This window comes from Candidatus Neomarinimicrobiota bacterium (assembly GCA_016784545.1).
In the GTDB taxonomy this organism is placed as follows: Bacteria; Fidelibacterota; UBA8477; order UBA8477; family JABMPR01; genus JABMPR01.
The window spans coordinates 82,749-103,640 of the sequence record JADHUM010000004.1 but is presented as its reverse complement, the minus strand read 5'-3'; the positions used below and the strand labels follow the sequence as shown (position 1 = coordinate 103,640).

The following is a 20,892-nucleotide window of genomic DNA, read 5'->3' as shown; positions in this document are numbered from 1 at the left end:
CTGGGAAATGGCTTGAAATGGCTGTTTCTTTTGATCTAGACAATGAAAATGTCAATTTATCAGAGAAATGAGTGAAAGATGTCTCAAAATGACGAAAAAGAGACTCTTGCAATTGTATTCTCACACAGCCTCTTAAGTCCGGGGCTATGGCGTTTCTCCAATATTTTCTTACAATAATTAATTTTAGTTCAGATGATAATTTCCTTCAATGACTGCGCCAAATTGAGCTGCAGAATATGGTTTTTGGAGATATCCATTGAAGCCATTCTCCTGATAACCCTCGATACTTTTTTTCTCATATGCTGTCATGGCAATCAGAGGAATATTCTTATAACACTGATTGGATTTGATTCTTCCAGCCAGATCCATTCCAGATATGCCATTCCCAAGTGACACATCCAAAAACATAATCTCAACATCCTTGCGATCTTTGATAATCTGTAATGCGTCCTCACCTGACTCAGCATAGAGTGCTTCGATGTCCATGTTTTTAACCATATAGCTAATGATCAATCTCCAGCCCGGGTCATCCTCTACAAACAATAAAGTTTTTTTCTTCGGTGGCATTTGGATTTCCATTTTCTTGTCTCCTCAAATAGGTGTTGGTGAAAAACGTGACATGAATATAGAGCCACATCTCTTTGTTCTCATGAGGGGAAGCCTAGTTTGAAGCTGGACAATCCCTAATTACAGCATGAAATAGAGCTATGGATGCTTCAAGGGGTTTGTATCTTGTAGAAAAGGTCCCCAACAGAACAATGAAGTTGTGCATGAAAATTGAATTGGTGCGTCCACGAATACCAGTCATTTGGTGATTGATATTATCATGATTGTGATTATATACACGAAGAATCAGGACAAATTAAAAAATACAACTTTCATTTATATGGGGTGATATATGTCTGAACAAAACAACGGACTCAATTCTCATCTTCCACGAGGCTACAGCATGGAAGACTCAATCGCTCGCAAAGAATGGGTCAAGGAATTCACAGGCGTTGAAATTGATGACACGCTCACTGATGATGTTGAAGATTTAAAGGGAATCATTGAGCACCATGTTGGTACGATGAATATACCCATGGCTGTGGTCGGCCCACTGAAAATCGAGGGCACCTATGCCAATGGTGACTTTGTCATCCCCCTCTGCACCCTTGAAGGGTCACTTGCTGCTTCAATGAATCGTGGGATTTATGCTTCTACCGTCAGTGGTGGAACAATAGTACGTCATTTCAGGCAGGAGCTTTCAAGGGCACCTGTATTTATTCTGGACAACCTTCACGAAAGCGCAAAATTCCAACAATGGGTGACAGATAACCAGAACAAAATCATGGAAGTGGCGGAAAGTACCACCAGACATGGAAAAGTGTTGAGAATTGATCAATATACAATTCAAAATTATGTTGTGCTGGATTTGGTGATGGACACCAACAATGCAGCCGGACAAAATATGGTTACACTGGCAGCTCAGGTAGCCTGTGAATACATTCAAGCTGAGACAGGTCAGAATTACTTCCTGGAGTCCAACTTCAATAGTGATAAAAAAGCCTCTACAAGGAACATGCTGCTGGGAAGAGGTCATGCTGTCTCTGCAGAGACCACAATCAAGAATAGTGTCATGCGCAGAATTCTCAAAATGGATCCCGACATATTGTATGATTCCTTTAGCTTTTTTCCCACCATATCGAGTTTAGCTGGAACCCATGGGAATGGATTGCATGTCTCAAATGCAATTACCTCTATTTATCTGGCCACAGGTCAGGACACAGCCTGCGCTGCTGAAAATAGCATTGCCCATTTGGGCATCGAAAAGGCGGAAGATGGAATCAAGTTCAAGTTGACGCTTCCCTCTCTCACAGTGGGTACTGTGGGTGGAGGAACACGCCTGAAAATGCAAAAGCGAAACCTGGAATTGCTGGGATGTGCAGAAGGTGAACATTCATCGAGAAAACTGGCAGAAATTATTACTGCTGCAACCCTGTCTCTTGAAATTTCACTCATCTGCGCCATCGGGTCTCACACCTGGACAGAAGCGCATATGAAATATGGCAGAAAATAGAGTCTGGTATGGATGTTCTTGAAAATCCAAAATATTCCTATTTGTTGGGAAAACAGCCCTTCTATTATAAAATCTGGAAAATCCTGTTTTATTACTACAGCAAGGTCGTTTTTACATTCTATACGCCCTTGAAAGTCTACGGTCGCCAACACGTCCCCGACTCCTCCTATATTTTTTGCAGCAATCACAATAGCCACATGGATGTCGCCCTTCTTTCTGCAGCGGCACAACAAAGTTTCAATCATTTTGGAATGATGGCAGCCAAAGACTATTGGTTTGATAGTTGGACCAGACGAACCCTGATTAATACAGTCATGAACCTTATTCCTATTGATCGCAAGATCAAAGGGGATACTCAGTTTCCCATCCAGGACACCATCAAGTTGTGCAAAACATTCATGAACTATCAACAGAGGAGTCTCATATTTTTTCCTGAAGGCACCCGTGGCACTCCCGGCAAAATATTACCCTTCAAAAAGGGTGCTGCCAGGTTTTCTCTGGATCTGGAGGTTCCCATTTTGCCCGCTGTGATATACGGTTCTCACAAAGCCTGGCCGCGGGGTAATTTTTTAATGCGTCCAACAGGCATTGAGGTCTATATTCTTGAACCAATATATCCGGCAAATTTTCTGGAAACTGATACTCCAAGCGAGAATGATTTGATAGAAGCAGCAAAAAAAATGATAGCTGCGCTGGAACAAGCTATTACAAATAAGGCAGCCGAACTTTATGAAAAATGATAAGACTCCCAACACAGAGAAATTTTACGCTGTAAATAAAGACAACTGGGGACACAAATGGGGTTACAAAGATTCAGAATTTATACTGAATAAAGACCGGACCGTAAGCATGACCGGAGATCGCTACGATCTTTGTGGCTTCGATATGCCAGATTTTATCCCATACGTTGAAGAGATGTTGGATATGACAGTTGATGTAGACGACGTCTTGCCTGAGGTGGAGGACAAGCCTGTAGAAGATGCTCAGATCAACCAAGCTTTCGTAGACGCAGTTACATCTACATTTTCCGAGGATCGTTATTCCTTTGGTGATGCAGAGCGCCTCATGCATAGTGCTGGTCAGACTACCGATGAAATATATAAGGTCGTTTTTGCAAAAATCGATAAAGTGGCTGACATGGTCTTCTACATCGAGTCTGAAGACGAAACTCAAAAGTTGATTGACCTGGCGATTAAATATGATGTTTGCCTCATCCCATACGGTGGTGGCACAAGTGTAAGCAACGCGCTGCAAATCCCTCAATTTGAAACGAGAATGGTGGTAGCAGTTGACACGCGACGAATGAATAAAATCGAATCCATAGATGTGGAAAACCGTCGCGTAGTTGTCCAGGCCGGCATCCTCGGCAGCAAACTGGAAGAGCTGCTGGAAGCCAAAGGGCTAACCGTTGGACATGAACCAGACAGTATCGAATTGTCTACCCTGGGAGGCTGGATTTCAACCAATGCCAGTGGGATGAAAAAAAATCGCTATGGTAATATTGAAGACATTGTTGAAAATGTAACCATGATCACTCCCAATGGCGTGGTAGAGCAGGTCAATCCGATTACACGTGCATCCATCGGTGTTAGTGCACAGAATATGCTTTTAGGTTCTGAAGGTAATTTTGGAATCATCACCAAAGCCACTTTAAAAGTGCATGCACTCCCAGAATTATCTGATTTTAATTCTGCCCTGTTTCATGACTGGGAGACCGGTGTGGCTTTTATGTATGAATTATCCAAAAGTGGAGCAGTTCCTGCCAGCGCTCGACTCATGGATAACGCCCAGTTCCGTTTTGGTCAAGCTTTGAATGCCAAACCCAGTGGTCTAAAGGTGTGGATAAAAAAACTTGAAAAGTTTGTCGTATTAAATGTCAAGGGCTTTGACCCCTACAAAATGGTGGTAACCTCCTTCAAATTGGAGGGCTCTAAAGATGAAGTGGCATTGCAACAGAAAACTTTAAAAAAATTAACCAAGAAACATAAAGGTATGATTGGCGGCTCTGAAAATGGCAAGAAGGGTTATAACCTGACTTTTGCCATCGCCTACATCAGAGACTTTATGACTCGCTATCGTATTATTGGTGAAACCATGGAAACTTCGGTTCCATGGAGCAAACTAAATGAGGTATGTGAAGCTGCAACCAATCAAATCAATGAACTTCACAAAAAGCACAACATCCCCGGGAAGCCTTATATCTCATATCGTGTGCCTCAGATCTATCACACGGGGGTCTGTATCTATTTTATGTTTGCCATGAATATCAAAGGTGTTAAGAATCCCGTTGAGATTTTCAATTCAATTGAATATGCCATGAGGGAAGCCATAATGGAAGCTGGTGGTTCCATTTCCCATCATCATGGGGTTGGAAAACTGCGCAAAGATTTTATGAAGGGAACCATTTCCCCGGCAAGTATCGAAATGTTAAAGCAGGTAAAAACGGCCCATGACCCAAAAAATATTTTTGGCGTCCGGAATAATATTTTCGCAGACTAAGCTGAACAGACTTTAAGGATTCTTCAGATATGAATGTGTCAGGAAAGGTCTTTATTGTCACTGGGGCTTCTTCTGGTATCGGCGAAGCACTGTCAGTTGAGCTGGCCAGTAGGGGTGCCCAGATTGTCTGTGCGGCGCGTAGAGTAAATGAGCTTGAGCGGGTCTGCAATTCCATTAATACCGCTGGCGGTTCAGCACTGGCCGTACAAACAGACATCACTGACCTGAATGCCTGTCGTCATCTGATCAAACAAAGCATAGACAAGTATGGCAAACTGGATGGTCTAATCCTTAACGCTGGTGTCAGCATGTGGGCCAGATTTGAGGACATCACTGATATCTCATTTTTCCAGAATTTAATCGATGTGAATTATCTTGGGGCTGTAAACTGTTGCCACGCAGCGCTTCCCCATCTGAAAAAGACCAATGGAAAAATTGTCAGTTGTTCAACAGCTCAAGCCATCATGGGATTTCCAAACCATTCAGGCTATGTCGCTTCAAAACATGCACTTCATGGATTTCTATCCACTTTGGACATGGAGATGAAGGGCGAAGTATCAATTCTCGAGGCTGTTTTGAGCTGGATCAGGGGTACAAATCTCAGGGACAACGCCTTTGGAGCAGAGGGCACAAAACTCACCAAATCCTCAAAGAAGCACACCAGTGAATCAGTAAGCTTAGAGGATTGTGTGGAACAAATAATCCTGGCAATAGAAGCTGATAAAAAGACGGTCTACATCCCCAGGAAACTGGCTATGATTCCCCTTCTCAATACTTTCTTCCAGGGTTTTCTCCGGCGCAAGGTATCTGGAGCTATCGACAAAAACGAGTCATAGCAGTTTAAGCTCAATCGCCATGGACAATTGGTACCTCTAAATTTTTACGCCAATATATTTACACTAATTGAAGAGATTGTTTCTGACTACCCCATGTGGGTTTTTATGAGATCCATAAATACGGGACGGTAGGTGGCGCCGATGGGAAAACTTTTTTCCCCGATATAGACTCTTCCCTTATCGATGGTATTTACTTTGGAGAGACTCACAATAAATGACTTATGGATTCTACAGAAGCGATCTGCAGGTAGCAGATCCACCATTTTTTTCATGGACATATAGGAAAGATGCTTGCCTTGATTGGTGATGACACTGAGATAATCACCCACTGCTTCCACATAAAGAATATTACGCAGATCCACACGATTGACCTGACCCTCCTCTTTGAGGAAAATAAAATCCTTTCCCGACTGGCTTCCTCCCTCTTTTGGAGATGGAACTTCATTGCCTGCCATATTCCCATCAGCAGGGGTAATTCTATCCCGAGCCTTATTCAACGCCTGTATAAAGCGTTCCAGGGAAAAGGGTTTATGGAGATAATCTACCACATCCAGCTCAAAACTTTCCACGGCATACTCACGATAAGCTGTGGTGATAATGGCCAGGGGTGGACGTCGCAGACTCTCCAACAGTTTCAACCCCGTAAATTTAGGCATGTTGATATCTAAAAATAATAGGTCAGGGTGTAGCGTGAGTATAGCCTCATTGGCTTCAAATGCATTCTTACACTCACTGAGAACTTCAAAACCAGGAATATCAGAGAGATATTTTTTAATAACAGCACGAGCGGGTGCTTCATCATCAACAATAAGACAACGAATATTTGTCTGCGAACTCATGGGCTCAATTCTCCAAAGGAAATTCTAAGATCAACAATGAACTGCTTCCCATCATCCTTGATCTCAAATCGATGCTTATCAGGATAAATAAGATCGAGTCGTTTGCGGACATTTTCCAGACCAATACCTCCCACTGCCCCTTCACGCTTCAGGTCATCCTCAAAATTATCCCGAAGATTTGTACATCGAAACTTCAACTCACCAGCATTTTGTTTGAGTTCAACCTTAATAAAGGGCTGACCACTTGAAATATTTGCGCCATGCTTAAAGGCGTTTTCTATGAGGGGGACAAATAATAGTGGGGCGATCATTATGGACGTATCAGGGACATCCATCTTCAATTCAACCTGGACTGACTCATCTATACGAACTTTTTCCAGAGCAATATAGTTGGTTAAAAACTCCATTTCCTTTTCCAGTCGAACCTGTTCGTCCTGACATTCATAAATGATGTAGTTCAGCAGACCAGAAAGCTTCAGGATGAGGTCTGGTGTCTGGGGAGATTCCAACAGACTATGTGAGTAAATATTGTTCAAGGAATTAAACAAGAAATGGGGATTGACCTGGGCCTTGAGTGAATCAAGCTCAGCCTTTAATTGACGACTTTCCAGCTCTTTAACCGAAAGCGCTTCTTGCTGTAGTCGCAGATTTTCACGCATGAAATGCAAAGTTGATGTCACAGCTACCAATGACAACTGCATAAAAGCCATGGGTAGGACAAACATATAAGATGGCCTATGCTTCAAAATGAAGGGTGGGCTAAAATCGGGAAATAGGCGCATCAGGGAAACGAGTATACCTCCGTTTACCAGCACGGCAGCAATCATAAGCAGGCCATACAGAAAGAATTTGCGCGTTTCAAAAAACCTGGGAATCAAGATTTTCAGGTTGAGGTAAACAACTGAAACCATAACTGCGACCTGCATCAGTTCAAATGGGAGATGAAAGCTTACATCGCGACCTTCATTGGATCTTAACAAGCTGATTAGAAACAGAAAGATAAAATAAGCACCCCAAAAAAGCAGGTGCTGGGCGATGCGGCTGTCTTTAAGCTTCATTCGATTTATCATGGCGAGAATATAGGTTTTGGCACCCGCTTCAGCCCCAACTTTCGAAATCTCTAGCATTTCGCACGACCAACGACCCCATATCCACGATAAACACCAGGCAGGCCGGATATCCCGTCCTTTCATGATTTGATCGCTGGCAAACCACACTCATCGAATAGCAACGCACATGCACTTGACATAGTTCTAGGTTCACGCCGCAATGAAAAAGAAGACCAAACAAACGGAGAAGCAAATTATGAAAATTACGATTAAAAACACAATGAGTCTGGTAGCTGTCATGGCAGGATCACTGGCTATCATGTTTCTGCTCATGGCCATGAAAAGCTCCCCTGAACGTAAAGTTCAAGAGGATACACGTATTGTGGTAGCCACGCAGGAAATAAAAAATTCAGACATTCAGATAACCGTGCCAGTCATGGGGAAAATCAGTGCTCAGCAAAAGGTCACCCTCTTTGCTGAGGTATCTGGTATTCTCCTCCAATCTGAAAATAATTTTCTCGCCGGATACGACTATAAACAGGGTGATGTCATGCTGCAAATAAACAGTGAAGAGTCAGAATTAAATCTGAAAGCCCAACGCAGCAATCTCATGACAGCCGTTGCAGCCTTGCTTCCTGAATTGAAATTCGATTATCCCGAGAGTTATATCCGATGGGAAACCTATTTAAAGGCATTTGATGTCAATGGTGATACCAAGCCTCTCCCCAAGCCTCTTAACGAGCGTGAAAGCTATTTTGTGGCCAACAAGGGCATTGCTAAAACCTATTACGATATAAAAGCTTCAGAAACTCGCCTGGCCAAATACACCATCCGAGCTCCCTTTAATGGCAGCGCAACTGAGAGTTATATCAAACCTGGAAATCTGGTTCGAAGCGGACAAACCCTGGGTGTGTTTCTAAACCCTGATGTTTATGATTTGGAAACTACCGTTGGAATCAATGAAATCGAGTATATCAATGTGGGTGACCCGGTAAAACTCACCAGTGGCAATTCAGAATCCACCTGGATGGGAAAAGTAAGCCGCATCAGTGGTGGTCTGGATGTCAATAGCCAGATGGTGAAGGTCTTTATCACAGTTTCTGGTCCTGAGCTGAGAGAAGGCATGCATCTCAAGGGCGACATCCTGACAACTTCATCACTTGAAGGTGTCATTCTACCCCGTAAGCTGCTTGAATCAAATAATACGGTCCTGGAAGTGCAGAATGGGATCATAAATCGTCTCTCAGTACACGTGGTTTCAACCCGGGGTGAAGAGGCTGTTGTTACAGGTCTTAGTGATGGAACACAAATCTCTCTGAGAACTCAGAATTTACAAAATGGAACCGTCGTTCGGGTCGTTAACGATATAGCAGATAATTCTTCAAGAATGGCAGGTTAAGAAGTATCATGAAATCCCTCATTCAATATTTTATCAAATACTCCACGGCGGGGAATGTCATTATCCTGCTCCTGGTGTTTCTGGGACTCATGGGATTTTATTCCCTGCGTTCTACCCTCATGCCCCAGATTGATCTGGGTGTGATCAATATTATGACAACCTATCCTGGCGCTTCCCCTGAAGAGGTCGAACAAGGTGTTGTCCTCAAAATTGAGGAAAATATCCAGGGCATCAGCGGTATAAAGAGAATCACCTCCACCTCAATGGAAAATGTGGGAACCGTCACCGTAGAACTCGTCAGTGGCAGTGATCCTGATCTGGTTTTACAAGAGATCAAGAATGCCGTGGATGGCATTAGCTCTTTCCCCTCAGGTATTGAGCCACCTCGAACAGCCAAATGGGAATTCCGTTCTGAGGCCATTGAATTCATGATCAACGGAGATGTGGATCTCCACGAATTGAAAAGCGCTGCTCTACGGATCGAGGATGATTTATTGGCCATGGAGGGCATCTCAAAAATAGTACTCAAAGGTTATCCCGATGAAGAGATAGAGATTGCATTCCGAGAATCAGATCTGGAAGCCTATGGTCTCACCATGTCAGAAGCCGTGGGAATGGTTCGCAAGGCCAACATCGACCTGACTGGTGGCACCATCCGTGGAGAAACCGAAGATTTGAGTATACGGACTCGTCAAAAACGCTACTATGCCTCAGAGATGCATGACATTGTTCTAAGGACACTCCAGGATGGCACATTGCTATACCTCGGTGATGTGGCTGATATTACAGAGAAATGGGCTGAAAATCCAGATGCTGTTTATGTAAATGGAAAACCAGCAGTGCTGGTCTCTGTCAATTATACCAGCGACGAAGATGTCATTGAAACCGCTGATATGGTGAAGGTCTACATTGCTGATTTTAATGAAAAGAATGAAGTGCTGGAAGCAGAGGTTCTGCGTAACGCAGCAACTTCCATTGAAAGCATGCAGAGCATTCTCCTGAATAATGGTATGGTTGGGTTCTTTTTGGTCCTGCTCTTCCTCTCCCTGGCCCTCAATCCACGCATGGCCATCTGGGTAGCTATTTCCATTCCCCTTTCCTTCCTGGGGATGTTTGGACTGGCGGCTCTGATGGATATTACTTTGAACCGCATCTCTCTTTTTGGAATGATTCTGGTAATTGGTATCCTGGTGGATGATGGTATCGTCATCGCTGAAAATATCTATCAGCATCATGAAAAGGGTAAACGACGAATTCGTGCTGCCATTGATGGTTCGCTGGAAGTATTACCTGCAGTATTTTCAGCGGTTCTGACCACCATGGTCGCCTTTTCAGCCTTTCTGCTCATTGAAGGAACCTTTGGACAATTTTTCCGCGAAATGGCATTTGTCGTCATGGCTGCCCTTTTTATATCTCTTATTGAAGGTGCACTTATCCTACCAGCCCACATTGCCCACTCCAAAGCTCTGGCTGCAGATAGAAAACCAACAAAACTTGAAGTCAAATCCAATCAGGCTCTGGCCTGGATGCGCGACGCCCTCTATGCCCCACTCTACCGCTATGCGCTAAATCATCGAGGCATGGTCATCGCTGTGGTTACGGGATTATTTATTATCACAATTGGTGGCGTTGGTGGTGGTATCATTCAAATGGGTGGTAGTTCATTTGACAATCAGAATCTATCCACGGTGGATATACAAATGCCACCGGGAACGCCAGCCAGCGTAACCATGGAAATTCTTGACAAACTGGAAGCTAATGGCATGCTCACAGGCGAGAAATTTTCCCAGGATGAAGGTAAAGATATCGTTACCAGCGTAGTGAAACGAATCAGCAGCAGTGATGCAGGTAGCGTAACCATCAACTTTCTGGATACGAGAGAACGAGAGTTCCTTTCCACAGATTTCTCCAACTCCTGGCGTCAGGCTGTGGGACAGGTACCGGAAGTCGACCGTATTAACTATGTAGAATCCAGTCAATTCGGAAAGGCTGTCTCCATTTCCTTGTTGGGAGATAACATCCAGGACCTGAATCTTGCTGTGGAAGCGTTTAAAATTGAGCTCAACCAGCTGGCAGGTTTAAAAAATGTCATCGATGATAATCAACAGGGCATGCGTGAGATAGAAGTTGCATTGAAAGACCATGCCTATAGTCTCGGTTTGGATATACAAACTGTCATGAATCAGATTCGTAGCGGTTTTTATGGATCTGAAGTGCAAAGAATCAACCGCGGTACTGAAGAAGTCAAAATCTGGGTACGATACAGTAATACGGATCGATCCTCCATCGGTGATTTGGAAGAGATGAAGATCCGTACCAATACGGGGCAAGCCTTCCAGCTTAAATCTATCGCTGATTTGAATTACACCAGCAGTTTGAGCAAGATCAAACACCTGAATGGGCAACGTCAGGTCACGGTTGAGGCAGATGCCCTGAATAAGAAAGTAGATCTCACACAGATTAAATCTGAGGTTGAAGATGTTATCCTTGCCTCAATACTGGAAAAATATCCTGACATTAACTATACCATTGGTGGCCATGGGGAACGCAAAGCCGAGGCTCAAACATCCATGATCAATGTCATACCGCTGATCCTGGTCCTGCTCTTCGCTGTGATTGCCTTTACCTTCCGCTCATTTGGTCAGACAGCAATTCTCTTATCACTCATTCCCCTGGGTTTCATTGGAATTGGGTGGGGACATGCTATCCATGACACTCCCCTGGATATGCCCTCATATTTTGGGGTTCTGGCGCTCATAGGTATTCTGGTAAATGACTCCATTGTTTTCATTGGTACGCTTAATCGCAACCTCAAGGAAGGAATGGCATATATGGATGCACTTCTGAAAGCCGGTATTTCCCGATTCAGACCCATCCTGCTTACCTCATTGACGACAATCGCTGGACTGGCTCCTCTGATTATCGCCAATAATCCTGATGCCCAGATGACGGTGCCCATGGCTATCTCAGTAGCTTATGGTCTTATCATATCGACATTCTCCACCCTACTAATTCTGCCTGTTCTCCTGAGTTTTGCCAACGATATGAAACGCTACAAGGTCAAGTTTATGACCGGATCACTACCTAGCAGGGAATCTGTAGAATCTGCCGTAAATGAGCTGGATATCGATGCCCAGTTGGCAGCTGAAAGTCAGGTGTAATAATGCAACGCACAATAGTCTTATTACTTCTGTCCTCGTTCTCACTTTGGTCAATGCCTGCGCGTGATATGGGATTGGATGAAATACTCAAAGCAACCAGCCAGCAGAATCTATCTATCAAACAGACTCGAAACTCCTCAGAGGTAGCTGACAATTCCGCCAGCCTTGCCAATGCTGGTCTCCTGCCACGTCTTGATTTGAGCTCAGGATCGATGCTGATGAATGGTATCAATCAAACACCAACAGGAGAGGTTGATGTGGAAAACACTTCTCTTTCAGCTGGTCTAAATGCCAGTTTCACGCTTTTTAACGGGATGCAGGGGCTAACCAAGTATCAACTACTCAATACCCAGGCGCTGGCCAGTGAACTCCAAAGCGATATGATTGAGGAAAACATTCTACTTTCTGCAGCAAACCTGTATGTCAATGTGCTCATCCGGCATGACAATCTGCAGATCAGCCAGGAACAGCTTGAAATATCACGCCAGCGACTGGATCAGGCCCTGGAACAGACTGAGCGTGGTATGGCCAGCTCCCTCTCCGCTCTGGCTGCCAGGGTTGACTTTGATAATGATAGTGTTGGGGTGATAGAATCCAGATATGCTGTTCTGGAGGCTAAAAGGAGTCTCAATTTGCTCGTTGGGTGGGATCTGAATCTTGATTATCAGCCCAAGCCTCTGGATTATGATCTGGGTAGCTATGAACCAGAGATGCTTCTCTATGCAGCCGAAAATTCCAACAAAAGCCATGCATTGAATCTCAATCTGGAAAAGCAGACTGACTTGAATCTAAAACGAACCCTGGGGTCAATCATGCCGCGGGTGAGCGTCAGTGGGTCTTATGGTCTCCAACAGATCAATCCTGATATGGATTTTGCGTTTGATAATCCTGATATGAATACCACAGCAGGATTGTCACTAAGCTGGAACTTGTTTGATGGCATGAAATCAAAATCCATTAGCAGTGGACGTTTACTTCAGAAAAATAGTAAATGGAACACCCTGGATTCAAAACGACAACTGGAGAAATCCCTTAGTTCAGCCCTGGCCTACTATGAGAAAAGTCAACAGCTGCTGGAGTTGAAGGCCAATACCCTGGCTTCGGCTCAGCTTAATTTTGATCAAACATCTGAGTATTTCCGTCTGGGCCAGGTGAGCTCAACTCAGTTCAGGGATGCCCAGCTCAATTTGAGTCGAGCCAAAAGCAGCCAGATCCAGGCGCGCTACTCAGCCTATCTGGCTGAAATGTCTCTGTGGCAATTGACTGGTCAACTGGAAGATAAAATCAAACAGAGTTGAGGTTTGTGCCTCAATTTGGTCGGAGATTTCATTGCTTCTCCAACAGTACAATACGCCTCCATTCCAGGAGGCGTATTATCTATATCCAAGATATAATAGATCTGCATATGTCGCTGTGTTACAGTTGCTTATAAGATATAGTTAGAGTGTAAATCCTAGAAACTAGTACTCCAAATAATTATAGAGTCCGTACCAGGCACTATTCCATGAAAAGACCATGGTTATTTGAGGGAGGTAGTTGTGGTCCTTGTCCTTATAAATAGGGTCATTCTCAAGATTCTGTGCAGGAAATAAGGCAATTCCAGTATCAAAATAAAAATTCTGATACACCCTTAGTTTCGCATTCACCGCTGCAAATGCTCCGGACCGGACCATATGTGAATATTCCTCAATTTCATTGACGTATAAACGCGCACCAGCCACCATCTCCAATTGAAGACGACCTGGCCAAAGCTCAGCCTGGTAACCCAACATGGGAGTCAAACGGGATGGTACCAGATCTGAAATGAGTCTGATTTCCATTGACGATGTGAGTATCCCCTCAAAGGGGCGGGATAGCTCTACAGGTCTCGAAATCATGGCCGCAGCAAAGGCTGCCAGCCCCCCATCACAATAGGGAACAAATAACTCTGGCAAATCTTTCATCCGATGGAATCCATTCTGTAGGTCATCGCCACCGCAATTGCCCTTCCAGACCAGCCCCAGCTCAGGTTTCACCTCAAGCCCATTCCTCTCAAAGCGTTTTGAAAGACCACCAAAGATGAGATCATATCTATATTGCTCCTTGCGAGAGGTAACATCGTTATATGTCAATGCCAGACGCCAGGCATCCAGGTGGAGACGGAAGAATATGGAGACGGTTAAAAAGTCATCAGGGCCTAGGTAAAGACCCTTTTTTCCTCGCTCCACATTCCCCGTATTATTGTCATTAATGACAGCCAGAAAGAGCTTGAGGTCCCTGACTTCATTCAATCCAACTGAAGGTTTTGCTTTTAGGTTTGGGCTGTTGGGTATTGGACTGGCAATGGTCATTCCGCAAATTATAACCAGCAGCATAAATCGTAAGCCCCGGTTCGAAAGATTATTTCCCATGATACCCCCTCCTTGCCAACTTAATTTATCTTAATTCGAATGAGGAGTCCCGAGACCCCAAAGAAACAAACCAAAAAAGCTGCCCCCGTTCCCGAGACACAGCCTCGCCTGTGGCGGGATCTACGACCTGCAATCGACAGAAATACACAATCGGAGTCAAATAGTTTAGAATGTTGGTTGTTCATTGAACTGCTTTAGTTCGCCCAGGGACTATCAAAACTAAAAGTCATACTCCCGAGGATAATTATCCCCACGGGTACAAACCAACAGTTCCCCAAACAACCAACTGATGAATAGAACGTATTTAAAGTGCTCGCTTTTTTTCCATATCCTTCTATGAATCCAGCAATATATGAATGAGACTTTCCTATGAGCCGATCTGGAGGTGGAAAGGGCTTATACTTCCTGGCTTCTGAGGGACCATAATAATTCATCATCGCTCCAGGTATAAACCACATAATGTTACCCCAGGAGGCTTTACGACCATCTTTTCTGCCTTGTTTGTATTCCGCTTGATTAATTTCACTTTCAAGCCAATAAACGGATTTAAGATTGTACCATTTTTTACCCATCTTATTTCCCAGGATACCTCCACCGAAGAGACCTAGTGGTGCAGCTATTAATACTGCATTATGTTCCAATCGTGTATCGTATTCATCTACTGAGTATGAATCTAAAATGATAGGAATTGAGGCAGCTATCCCACCCAACAATATTCCTGTGGCTGTCCCAAAGGCTCCACCCTGGTCACTGGCTTGATAATTGAGGGCAATGGCAATATTCTCCAATTTATATCCTTCAACAGAACCATCTTCTACTTTCAAAAAAAGTGTGTCGCTTTTAACTCCAGCTAATTGACCCGTACACATGCTTTCCCTATCCAATATCAATATCCAACGACCGCCAGAAATACTCCGTACAATTTTATTTGAAAATTCTAGCAGATCGGTGCCATCGATCATGAATTGGATGCTATTCTCGGAAATTTTGGTGATATTCCCGATATATTTTTGTCCTGCGGAAGTAGTCAGCGTATCCTGGGAGTAAAGCTTTGCCGATGCGAATGTGATTTTCGATCGCTTTCGTCGGGCTCTTTTCATTCTCTGATTGGTTATTGCGACTTGAACTATTTCGAAGGGACTAAGCGAGAAGCCAGAAATTGTTGGCTCCTGAGCTTGATTAGATTTGCCCATAGAATCTTCTGGTTTGGCAACCGTAGCAGACTGTGGTGTAATTTCGTTTACATTAACAGTCCCCTCTTCTGATATAATCTGACCTATGATATAGAGGGGTATGGATTGGGATTGGGACTTTCCTGTTTCAGTAAAGATTACACGCTCATCGTTGATTTCACTCAAATTTCCAGTATAAATCATCCCCGATGTAGTGATTAATGTGTCCTGTCCAAAAAGACAGATGCTAGAAATAATCATTATAATTATTGACTTCACAATCAGTCCCCACAGATTTAGTCTAAAAATATTATACAGTAATTCACTCTATCCAGAAACCTAAAAACGGAATAGAGTTCTCTGAAATCGATATCACGCATTGTCCCGGTCTTATTATTCAAGCTAACGCAAACAAACCATCTTAATCGTTTTCGAATAATCTCCTGCATCCAAACGACAGAAATACACTCCTGTACTTACCTGATTGCCGAATCGATCCAACCCGCCCCACAGCACCTCATAATTGCCTGGTGGTTTAATTCCATTCTGAATGCTAATGATTTCTTGACCTTTAACATCATATATGGTGAGACTGACTGTGGATATTTCTGGCAATTTAAAGCTGATAGTGGTCGTGGGATTAAAGGGATTAGGAAAATTTTGTGATAGAAGGAATGTGAGCGGGCGATGCATTTGGTCTTCAATATTCACAATTTCCAGCCATCTGGTCCAGATGGTTTCTGTTAAATTTTCAGCCTCATCATAGGAGTATTTATATTGGTTACTTGGAAGCCATTGGATAATTGGAGGCCATCCGCTATATCCCCAAAAATCATTTGTTTCAGTATGTAGTAGACCGTTAGCATCATAGCTAAAAGTACTCCTCAAATAGTCAACCCAATTTCCCGACTCCCAATTCATGTACATGATCTGAAGCAGTATTCCATCGGCATCATAGGTGTAAATTGCTTTCTGATTATATTCCCAAACTCCGTCCACCCACTGATACCAATAAATTTCTGATAGAGTGCTATCAGGATTGTAATAGTAAGTATTTTTCCAGTCAGCCGACCATGCGGATCCAAACCAAGTCTCTGCAATAATTGAATCACGGAGACCACTATCGTTGTATGAATGAAACTCCTGGGAATCATTGATCCAAGTTTCCGCCACCCATGGTTCATATAAGACATAAATCATGAAGCCATTTTCTGAGTAGCCATAGCTGAAGCGTTGATAATTATCCCAGTGATCTTCCGACCACCTTTCCGTCAATCTTTCAATTCTTTCACCATCTGTATTATAAATATAGGAATGTCGCCTATAATTAATCCATTCCGTATCATCCCACGATAATTGTAGCCTCTGTAATAGCTCGTGATTCTCATCATAGGTGAAAGTCATCGTTGAGCTATTAACCCAAGTTTCTCCCTGCCAGGAAGCCCAGGTATCTTCCACAATATATTGTAGCGAATCATACCTTTTGCTCATTCTAAGGTAGTTAACCCAAGCATAATCATTTGTTTCTACAGGATGAGTCATACTTATAGTTTTTCCCCCTCTTTCAATATTATTTGCACCAAAAGATGAGAATTCATAAAAATCTACACTAGGAAAGTCCTGGTACATTGCTGACATTTTATGCTGAATCTGGTTTAATCCAATGAGGGGGCAGCAAAATACTATCAACCCTGATATTAATTGTTTCATTCGTTTCATATTAATCGTCCCCCATCTTGATTTCTTTTGCATCCTCATGGATGAGCTGCTCTACAAGAATCAGTTTTGCCATCCCTTCATGGTGATAAATTGAGTGTCCTGGGATAAGTATGCCAATAGGTGTGAGAAAAACAGCCCCCAAATATCCTATAAATCCAGCTCCCAATAAGCCGCTATCAAATGCGGTCTCGTTATAGCTCCCCTCACCAATTCCTGGACCAGGTCCTCCTGCATATCCCAATGCAAAACCTACCGTTCCGCCCAATATGCCTCCGTACATCATAAAGCGTACACCACCGCCAAGGCGGCTGCGTCCAACTTTTATTCTCAATATCTCGGATAAAGGTGTTACAGTACTGTCATCCCTTGACTGGATTTCAAGATTCCGCCAGACCAACACAGACGAGTCCATTCTCAAAATTTTAGATTTGACAGTAGTGCCATTTGTGAATGAAATGATCACTCGCTTGCGGTGGGTTCTTTTCATTATCTGATCTGCTGTGGTGACATGAACTAGTGTGAAGGGACTAAGCGAGAAGCCAGAAATTGTTGGCTGCTGAGTGTGATTAGACCCGTCGTTAAAGACTTCTGGTTTGCTAACCGGAGTAGTCTGTTCTGTAATTTCGTTGATATCAACTGTCCCCGTTTCTGATACAATCTGACCTATGATATAGAGGGGTATGGACTGGGGTTGGGACTTTCCTGTTTCAGTAAAGATTACACGCTCATCGTTGATTTCATTCAAGTTTCCAGTATAAATCATCCCCGATGTAGTGATTAATGTGTCTTGTCCAAAAATACTAGCACAGGAGATAATCATTAATAATATTGTTAATTGCATGGCCCCCTCGTAATGGATACTACTACCTCAAATACTCAACCCATCTGCGCTCGTTCTGAGCTACCAGCCTATGCCCTCTGGGCTTCGGCCTGGCACACGATTGATAAATCTTTATCGCAAGTAAACCATTTTAATGGTTCGATTATAACTACCTGCCTCTAGTCGACAGAAATACACTCCCGTACTCAGTGGATTGCCTGATTGATCTAATCCATTCCACTGCACTTCGTAATTACCAGGAGCCTTTTTAGCATCTTGGAGTGTCATGACCTCTTGACCCAGAATATCGAATATTTTCAGTTTAACTTGTTCTGCCTCAGACAGACTGTATTGAATAGTGGTTGTGGGGTTGAAGGGGTTCGGAAAATTAGGCTGTAAATTGGCTGTATGAACTTGTCCGGGATAAAAATCATCTACCAATCTCGAGGGAGAGATTGACCCTGTATTTGAAAGCATATCTTCCAGGTCTTCACCAAAAACAATGGCAAAAGAAAAGTAGGTGGTCTCACCAGAAGAGAGTGGAAATGCTTCGGAGATTACAAAGCTTCCCAGGTTGCCAATATCCCCTGAATTGCTTTGTTTTTCACCACTGGTGAATATTTCCCAATTCTGTTCATCATCATGCAATTCATAACTATGAACTGGAAAGAACCGCACGGTATTAATATCAACAGCATCAGATTCGTCCTGATCCGTTTTGTCAAAGTTAGGTTCACCATGTGATGGGAAACCGTCTCCTTCCCCAGTATCATTTGTTCCAGCGATACCGTCATTTCCCACATCGTCCACTAGTTGATTCCAATCCAGATCGTCGTCTATTCCGTTATCTCGTGATTCATCGACCAATCCATCAGAATCGTTGTCAGTTCCATCACTATGATTTCCAGGCATTTCTAAAAATTTTATTCCTACATACCCAACTGGGGACCAGCCACCCCCGCCTATCCCATCAATGTCATTGAAGTAGACCAATTTTTCTTCCGGCAGAAAGGTACCCAGATCATCAGCACCATCCTCAGTTCCCCCTACACCCGTATCCATATACAATCCCAGAACAACTTGCTGGTAATCAAAGTCTGAAATGTTATGAACAGCATAGTGCCAGATCAACAAGTCCTCAAATTGTGTATTATTCCAGGCGTAACCCCGCACTTCAACCTGTAATCCCAAGCCACCTCGAGATGGATCGGTTTCCACAGGATTATAATCCCACTCCTGATCCTGATAATCATCGATCATGAAATAGGTCTCCTGATCAGCATGGACAACGCCTCGTCCAAAGAAACCATTCCAGTATCCATCCCAAGCTGAATCTTTATTTGGCCAATGTGTCGGCCAACTGTCTGGGTTTGTACTCATGGCAATAGAACTAGATAGTGGATTGAAATATCCAGGTAGGGGTTCCCAGCCCCACGGTTCGCCTTCAGGACTCATATCGACAAATTCCCGATATTGGGTTTCTAAGGGGTGGATGATGTTTCCTGAGATGTCCTCAATCTCAGCTTGAACCATAAATGCTATACCATCCATGTAGCTATGGCCACTTCCCTTCGGCCATTCACAACTCGGTTGATTGGGATAATCAGTAATCTCACTGTAATTTTTAAATATGGTGGCTACTAAGCCTGCATCGAGTTGCCCTTTTTTCCTGAACTCGCGGTGGCCGAAGGATGGGATTCCCTCAGCTTCTGCCACGATACTCAAATTGTCTGCGTTGATTCCATCCGTAAATTGGAAGGTCAAGTCACATGTGTCGAGACCGATCATCTGAGGAATAAAGGTGATTGGCAGTTCACTGACGTCTGACAAGTCAAGACTAAAAGGGAAAGCGATATTCGTACTCCAACAATCTGGATTTGAGAATGCAAGATTCGAGATCGATAGTGGTAAACCCATCAGATTGTAAATTTTCAGCGGATAGGTCGAGTATGATTGAATGACCACCTGACCGATATCTATCCCACCCATTCCAATGAAGAATCCAGACCCGCCAAATGATCCTATATCATTGGAAGTGCCATCATTATCATTGAATAAAAAGCTTGGTTGGCCAGCATTGATACATGGTGATTCTGGAAGAAGATGGAAATCTCCATTCTCTGTGTTTACAAATTGAGGTTGTTCATTCAAATTACTTTCGCCTGTCCATCCTCCTTGAATATCGCTATATAAAATATTGATCGGGTTATTTGAACTTGGGCCAATATTATTTTCCCAAATAATTGAGTTAAGAATGACACTATTCGGGCTGTTTAGATAAATTACTCCATCAATGGAGATCCCCTGGTTTCCATACACAATACTATTGGCCAGGACGGCAGTTGAATAATTCATATAAATACCACCACCCATGAGGGAAGATTCATTCTGATAGATAGCAGTATTCATCAGGAGCGGTGCTGAATTAATAATGGCGATACCACCGCCACCCGCCAGGCTGAAACTGGCATCTGAAGGAATTGTTGAGTTGTTGTTGCGAATTTTGCACTGAAAAATGATTGGATTAGAGTTCCCGCTACAGATGATTCCACCATTCCCATTTTCAATACAGAAACCAATTAGCATGGCTCCTGGACCTTCGCTGGATTCAAAGGTGACAACTCTCTGTGTGTTGTCACCCTGGATAATGGCACTTTCCAGGCCTTCTTCACTCATAATAATTATATTTTTACCAATGAAATTGATACTTTCTGCATAAGTGCCAGCTTGTACAAGGACAGTATCACCATTTTCTGCCCCATTAATGCCGCCTTGTATAGTTGCATAATCTACTGGTATATTGATGATTGTGGCGAATAGGCTTGATATAATCCCAGTAATTGTCAGAAAAAATTTTAGCATAATTTCCCCTCTCACTTAGTAATTGATTTCAATCAGCCTCGAGAATCAGAAGGTTTAAATGCAGCTTGTGGATCAATTTGGTATGCT

Annotated in this window: 15 protein-coding genes; 7 read left to right on the top strand and 8 right to left on the bottom strand. The window is 43.3% G+C overall.

Going from position 1 to position 20,892, the window contains the following annotated elements; genetic code table 11:
- Nucleotides 1–183: 183 nt before the first annotated feature.
- Nucleotides 184–567, bottom strand: coding sequence for a response regulator (locus ISR87_02005; protein ID MBL7024203.1), 384 nt, complete (start codon nt 565–567; stop codon nt 184–186).
- Between the two features lie 331 nt (nt 568–898).
- Between ISR87_02005 and ISR87_02000 the strand changes: the two genes are divergently transcribed.
- Genes ISR87_02000 through ISR87_01985 form a run of 4 tightly spaced genes read left to right on the top strand, consistent with a single transcriptional unit; the run spans nt 899 to nt 5,394 of the window.
- Nucleotides 899–2,059, top strand: a complete 1,161-nt coding sequence (locus ISR87_02000; protein MBL7024202.1) for a hydroxymethylglutaryl-CoA reductase — start codon at nt 899–901, stop codon at nt 2,057–2,059.
- An 8-nt stretch (nt 2,060–2,067) separates the two neighbouring features.
- A complete protein-coding gene (locus ISR87_01995; protein ID MBL7024201.1) occupies nt 2,068–2,799 on the top strand; it encodes a 1-acyl-sn-glycerol-3-phosphate acyltransferase in 732 nt (243 codons plus the stop codon).
- Nucleotides 2,789–4,558: an FAD-binding oxidoreductase gene (locus ISR87_01990; protein ID MBL7024200.1), complete on the top strand. Its 1,770-nt coding sequence runs from the start codon at nt 2,789–2,791 to the stop codon at nt 4,556–4,558. Before ISR87_01995 ends, ISR87_01990 begins: the two co-directional genes overlap by 11 nt.
- A gap of 29 nt (nt 4,559–4,587) precedes the next feature.
- Entirely contained in the window at nt 4,588–5,394 is an 807-nt protein-coding gene (locus ISR87_01985) for an SDR family oxidoreductase (protein ID MBL7024199.1), read from the top strand.
- A gap of 86 nt (nt 5,395–5,480) precedes the next feature.
- On the opposite strand, the gene ISR87_01980 is transcribed toward ISR87_01985, so the two are convergent.
- Together ISR87_01980 and ISR87_01975 are read right to left on the bottom strand one after the other, a co-directional pair.
- Complete coding sequence (locus ISR87_01980; GenBank protein MBL7024198.1) at nt 5,481–6,233, bottom strand: response regulator transcription factor; 753 nt, start codon at nt 6,231–6,233, stop codon at nt 5,481–5,483.
- A complete protein-coding gene (locus tag ISR87_01975) occupies nt 6,230–7,360 on the bottom strand; it encodes a histidine kinase (GenBank protein MBL7024197.1) in 1,131 nt (376 codons plus the stop codon). The genes ISR87_01980 and ISR87_01975 overlap by 4 nt, the downstream gene beginning before the upstream one ends.
- A 178-nt stretch (nt 7,361–7,538) precedes the next feature.
- Here ISR87_01975 and ISR87_01970 point away from each other — a divergent pair, with 178 nt between their 5' ends.
- The 3 genes from ISR87_01970 to ISR87_01960 are packed head-to-tail and all read left to right on the top strand — an operon-like array spanning nt 7,539 to nt 13,140.
- On the top strand, nt 7,539–8,681 hold the full coding sequence (locus tag ISR87_01970; protein MBL7024196.1) for an HlyD family efflux transporter periplasmic adaptor subunit: 1,143 nt from the start codon (nt 7,539–7,541) through the stop codon (nt 8,679–8,681).
- Nucleotides 8,682–8,689: 8 nt separating this feature from the next.
- The gene (locus ISR87_01965) at nt 8,690–11,842 is read left to right on the top strand and encodes an efflux RND transporter permease subunit (GenBank protein ID MBL7024195.1); all 3,153 of its coding nucleotides are present in this window, start codon (nt 8,690–8,692) and stop codon (nt 11,840–11,842) included.
- Between the two features lie 2 nt (nt 11,843–11,844).
- Nucleotides 11,845–13,140 carry a TolC family protein gene (locus ISR87_01960; GenBank protein MBL7024194.1) on the top strand — a complete coding sequence of 432 codons (1,296 nt, stop codon included), beginning with the start codon at nt 11,845–11,847 and terminating at the stop codon, nt 13,138–13,140.
- Between the two features lie 162 nt (nt 13,141–13,302).
- Here ISR87_01960 and ISR87_01955 read toward each other — a convergent pair whose 3' ends face one another.
- The 5 genes from ISR87_01955 to ISR87_01935 all read right to left on the bottom strand — a co-directional run bounded on the left by ISR87_01955 (nt 13,303) and on the right by ISR87_01935 (nt 20,805).
- Nucleotides 13,303–14,232: a hypothetical protein gene (locus ISR87_01955; GenBank protein ID MBL7024193.1), complete on the bottom strand. Its 930-nt coding sequence runs from the start codon at nt 14,230–14,232 to the stop codon at nt 13,303–13,305.
- A gap of 194 nt (nt 14,233–14,426) precedes the next feature.
- Entirely contained in the window at nt 14,427–15,665 is a 1,239-nt protein-coding gene (locus tag ISR87_01950; GenBank protein ID MBL7024192.1) for a hypothetical protein, read from the bottom strand.
- Nucleotides 15,666–15,806: 141 nt separating this feature from the next.
- On the bottom strand, nt 15,807–16,895 hold the full coding sequence (locus ISR87_01945; GenBank protein MBL7024191.1) for a T9SS type A sorting domain-containing protein: 1,089 nt from the start codon (nt 16,893–16,895) through the stop codon (nt 15,807–15,809).
- Between the two features lie 229 nt (nt 16,896–17,124).
- Nucleotides 17,125–17,964, bottom strand: coding sequence for a hypothetical protein (locus ISR87_01940; GenBank protein MBL7024190.1), 840 nt, complete (start codon nt 17,962–17,964; stop codon nt 17,125–17,127).
- 111 nt (nt 17,965–18,075) lie between these two features.
- On the bottom strand, nt 18,076–20,805 hold the full coding sequence (locus tag ISR87_01935) for a T9SS type A sorting domain-containing protein (GenBank protein ID MBL7024189.1): 2,730 nt from the start codon (nt 20,803–20,805) through the stop codon (nt 18,076–18,078).
- Between the last annotated feature and the right edge of the window lie 87 nt (nt 20,806–20,892).

Excerpts from the sequence above, each read along its gene's own strand:
- ISR87_02005 (MBL7024203.1), bottom strand. The coding sequence starts at position 567 with ATGCCACCGAAGAAAAAAACTTTATTGTTTGTAGAGGATGACCCGGGC.
- ISR87_02000 (MBL7024202.1), top strand. The coding sequence starts at position 899 with ATGTCTGAACAAAACAACGGACTCAATTCTCATCTTCCACGAGGCTAC.
- ISR87_01995 (MBL7024201.1), top strand. The coding sequence starts at position 2,068 with ATGGATGTTCTTGAAAATCCAAAATATTCCTATTTGTTGGGAAAACAG.
- ISR87_01990 (MBL7024200.1), top strand. The coding sequence starts at position 2,789 with ATGAAAAATGATAAGACTCCCAACACAGAGAAATTTTACGCTGTAAAT.
- ISR87_01985 (MBL7024199.1), top strand. The coding sequence starts at position 4,588 with ATGAATGTGTCAGGAAAGGTCTTTATTGTCACTGGGGCTTCTTCTGGT.
- ISR87_01980 (MBL7024198.1), bottom strand. The coding sequence starts at position 6,233 with ATGAGTTCGCAGACAAATATTCGTTGTCTTATTGTTGATGATGAAGCA.
- ISR87_01975 (MBL7024197.1), bottom strand. The coding sequence starts at position 7,360 with ATGCTAGAGATTTCGAAAGTTGGGGCTGAAGCGGGTGCCAAAACCTAT.
- ISR87_01970 (MBL7024196.1), top strand. The coding sequence starts at position 7,539 with ATGAAAATTACGATTAAAAACACAATGAGTCTGGTAGCTGTCATGGCA.
- ISR87_01965 (MBL7024195.1), top strand. The coding sequence starts at position 8,690 with ATGAAATCCCTCATTCAATATTTTATCAAATACTCCACGGCGGGGAAT.
- ISR87_01960 (MBL7024194.1), top strand. The coding sequence starts at position 11,845 with ATGCAACGCACAATAGTCTTATTACTTCTGTCCTCGTTCTCACTTTGG.
- ISR87_01955 (MBL7024193.1), bottom strand. The coding sequence starts at position 14,232 with ATGGGAAATAATCTTTCGAACCGGGGCTTACGATTTATGCTGCTGGTT.
- ISR87_01950 (MBL7024192.1), bottom strand. The coding sequence starts at position 15,665 with ATGATTATTTCTAGCATCTGTCTTTTTGGACAGGACACATTAATCACT.
- ISR87_01945 (MBL7024191.1), bottom strand. The coding sequence starts at position 16,895 with ATGAGCAAAAGGTATGATTCGCTACAATATATTGTGGAAGATACCTGG.
- ISR87_01940 (MBL7024190.1), bottom strand. The coding sequence starts at position 17,964 with ATGCAATTAACAATATTATTAATGATTATCTCCTGTGCTAGTATTTTT.
- ISR87_01935 (MBL7024189.1), bottom strand. The coding sequence starts at position 20,805 with ATGCTAAAATTTTTTCTGACAATTACTGGGATTATATCAAGCCTATTC.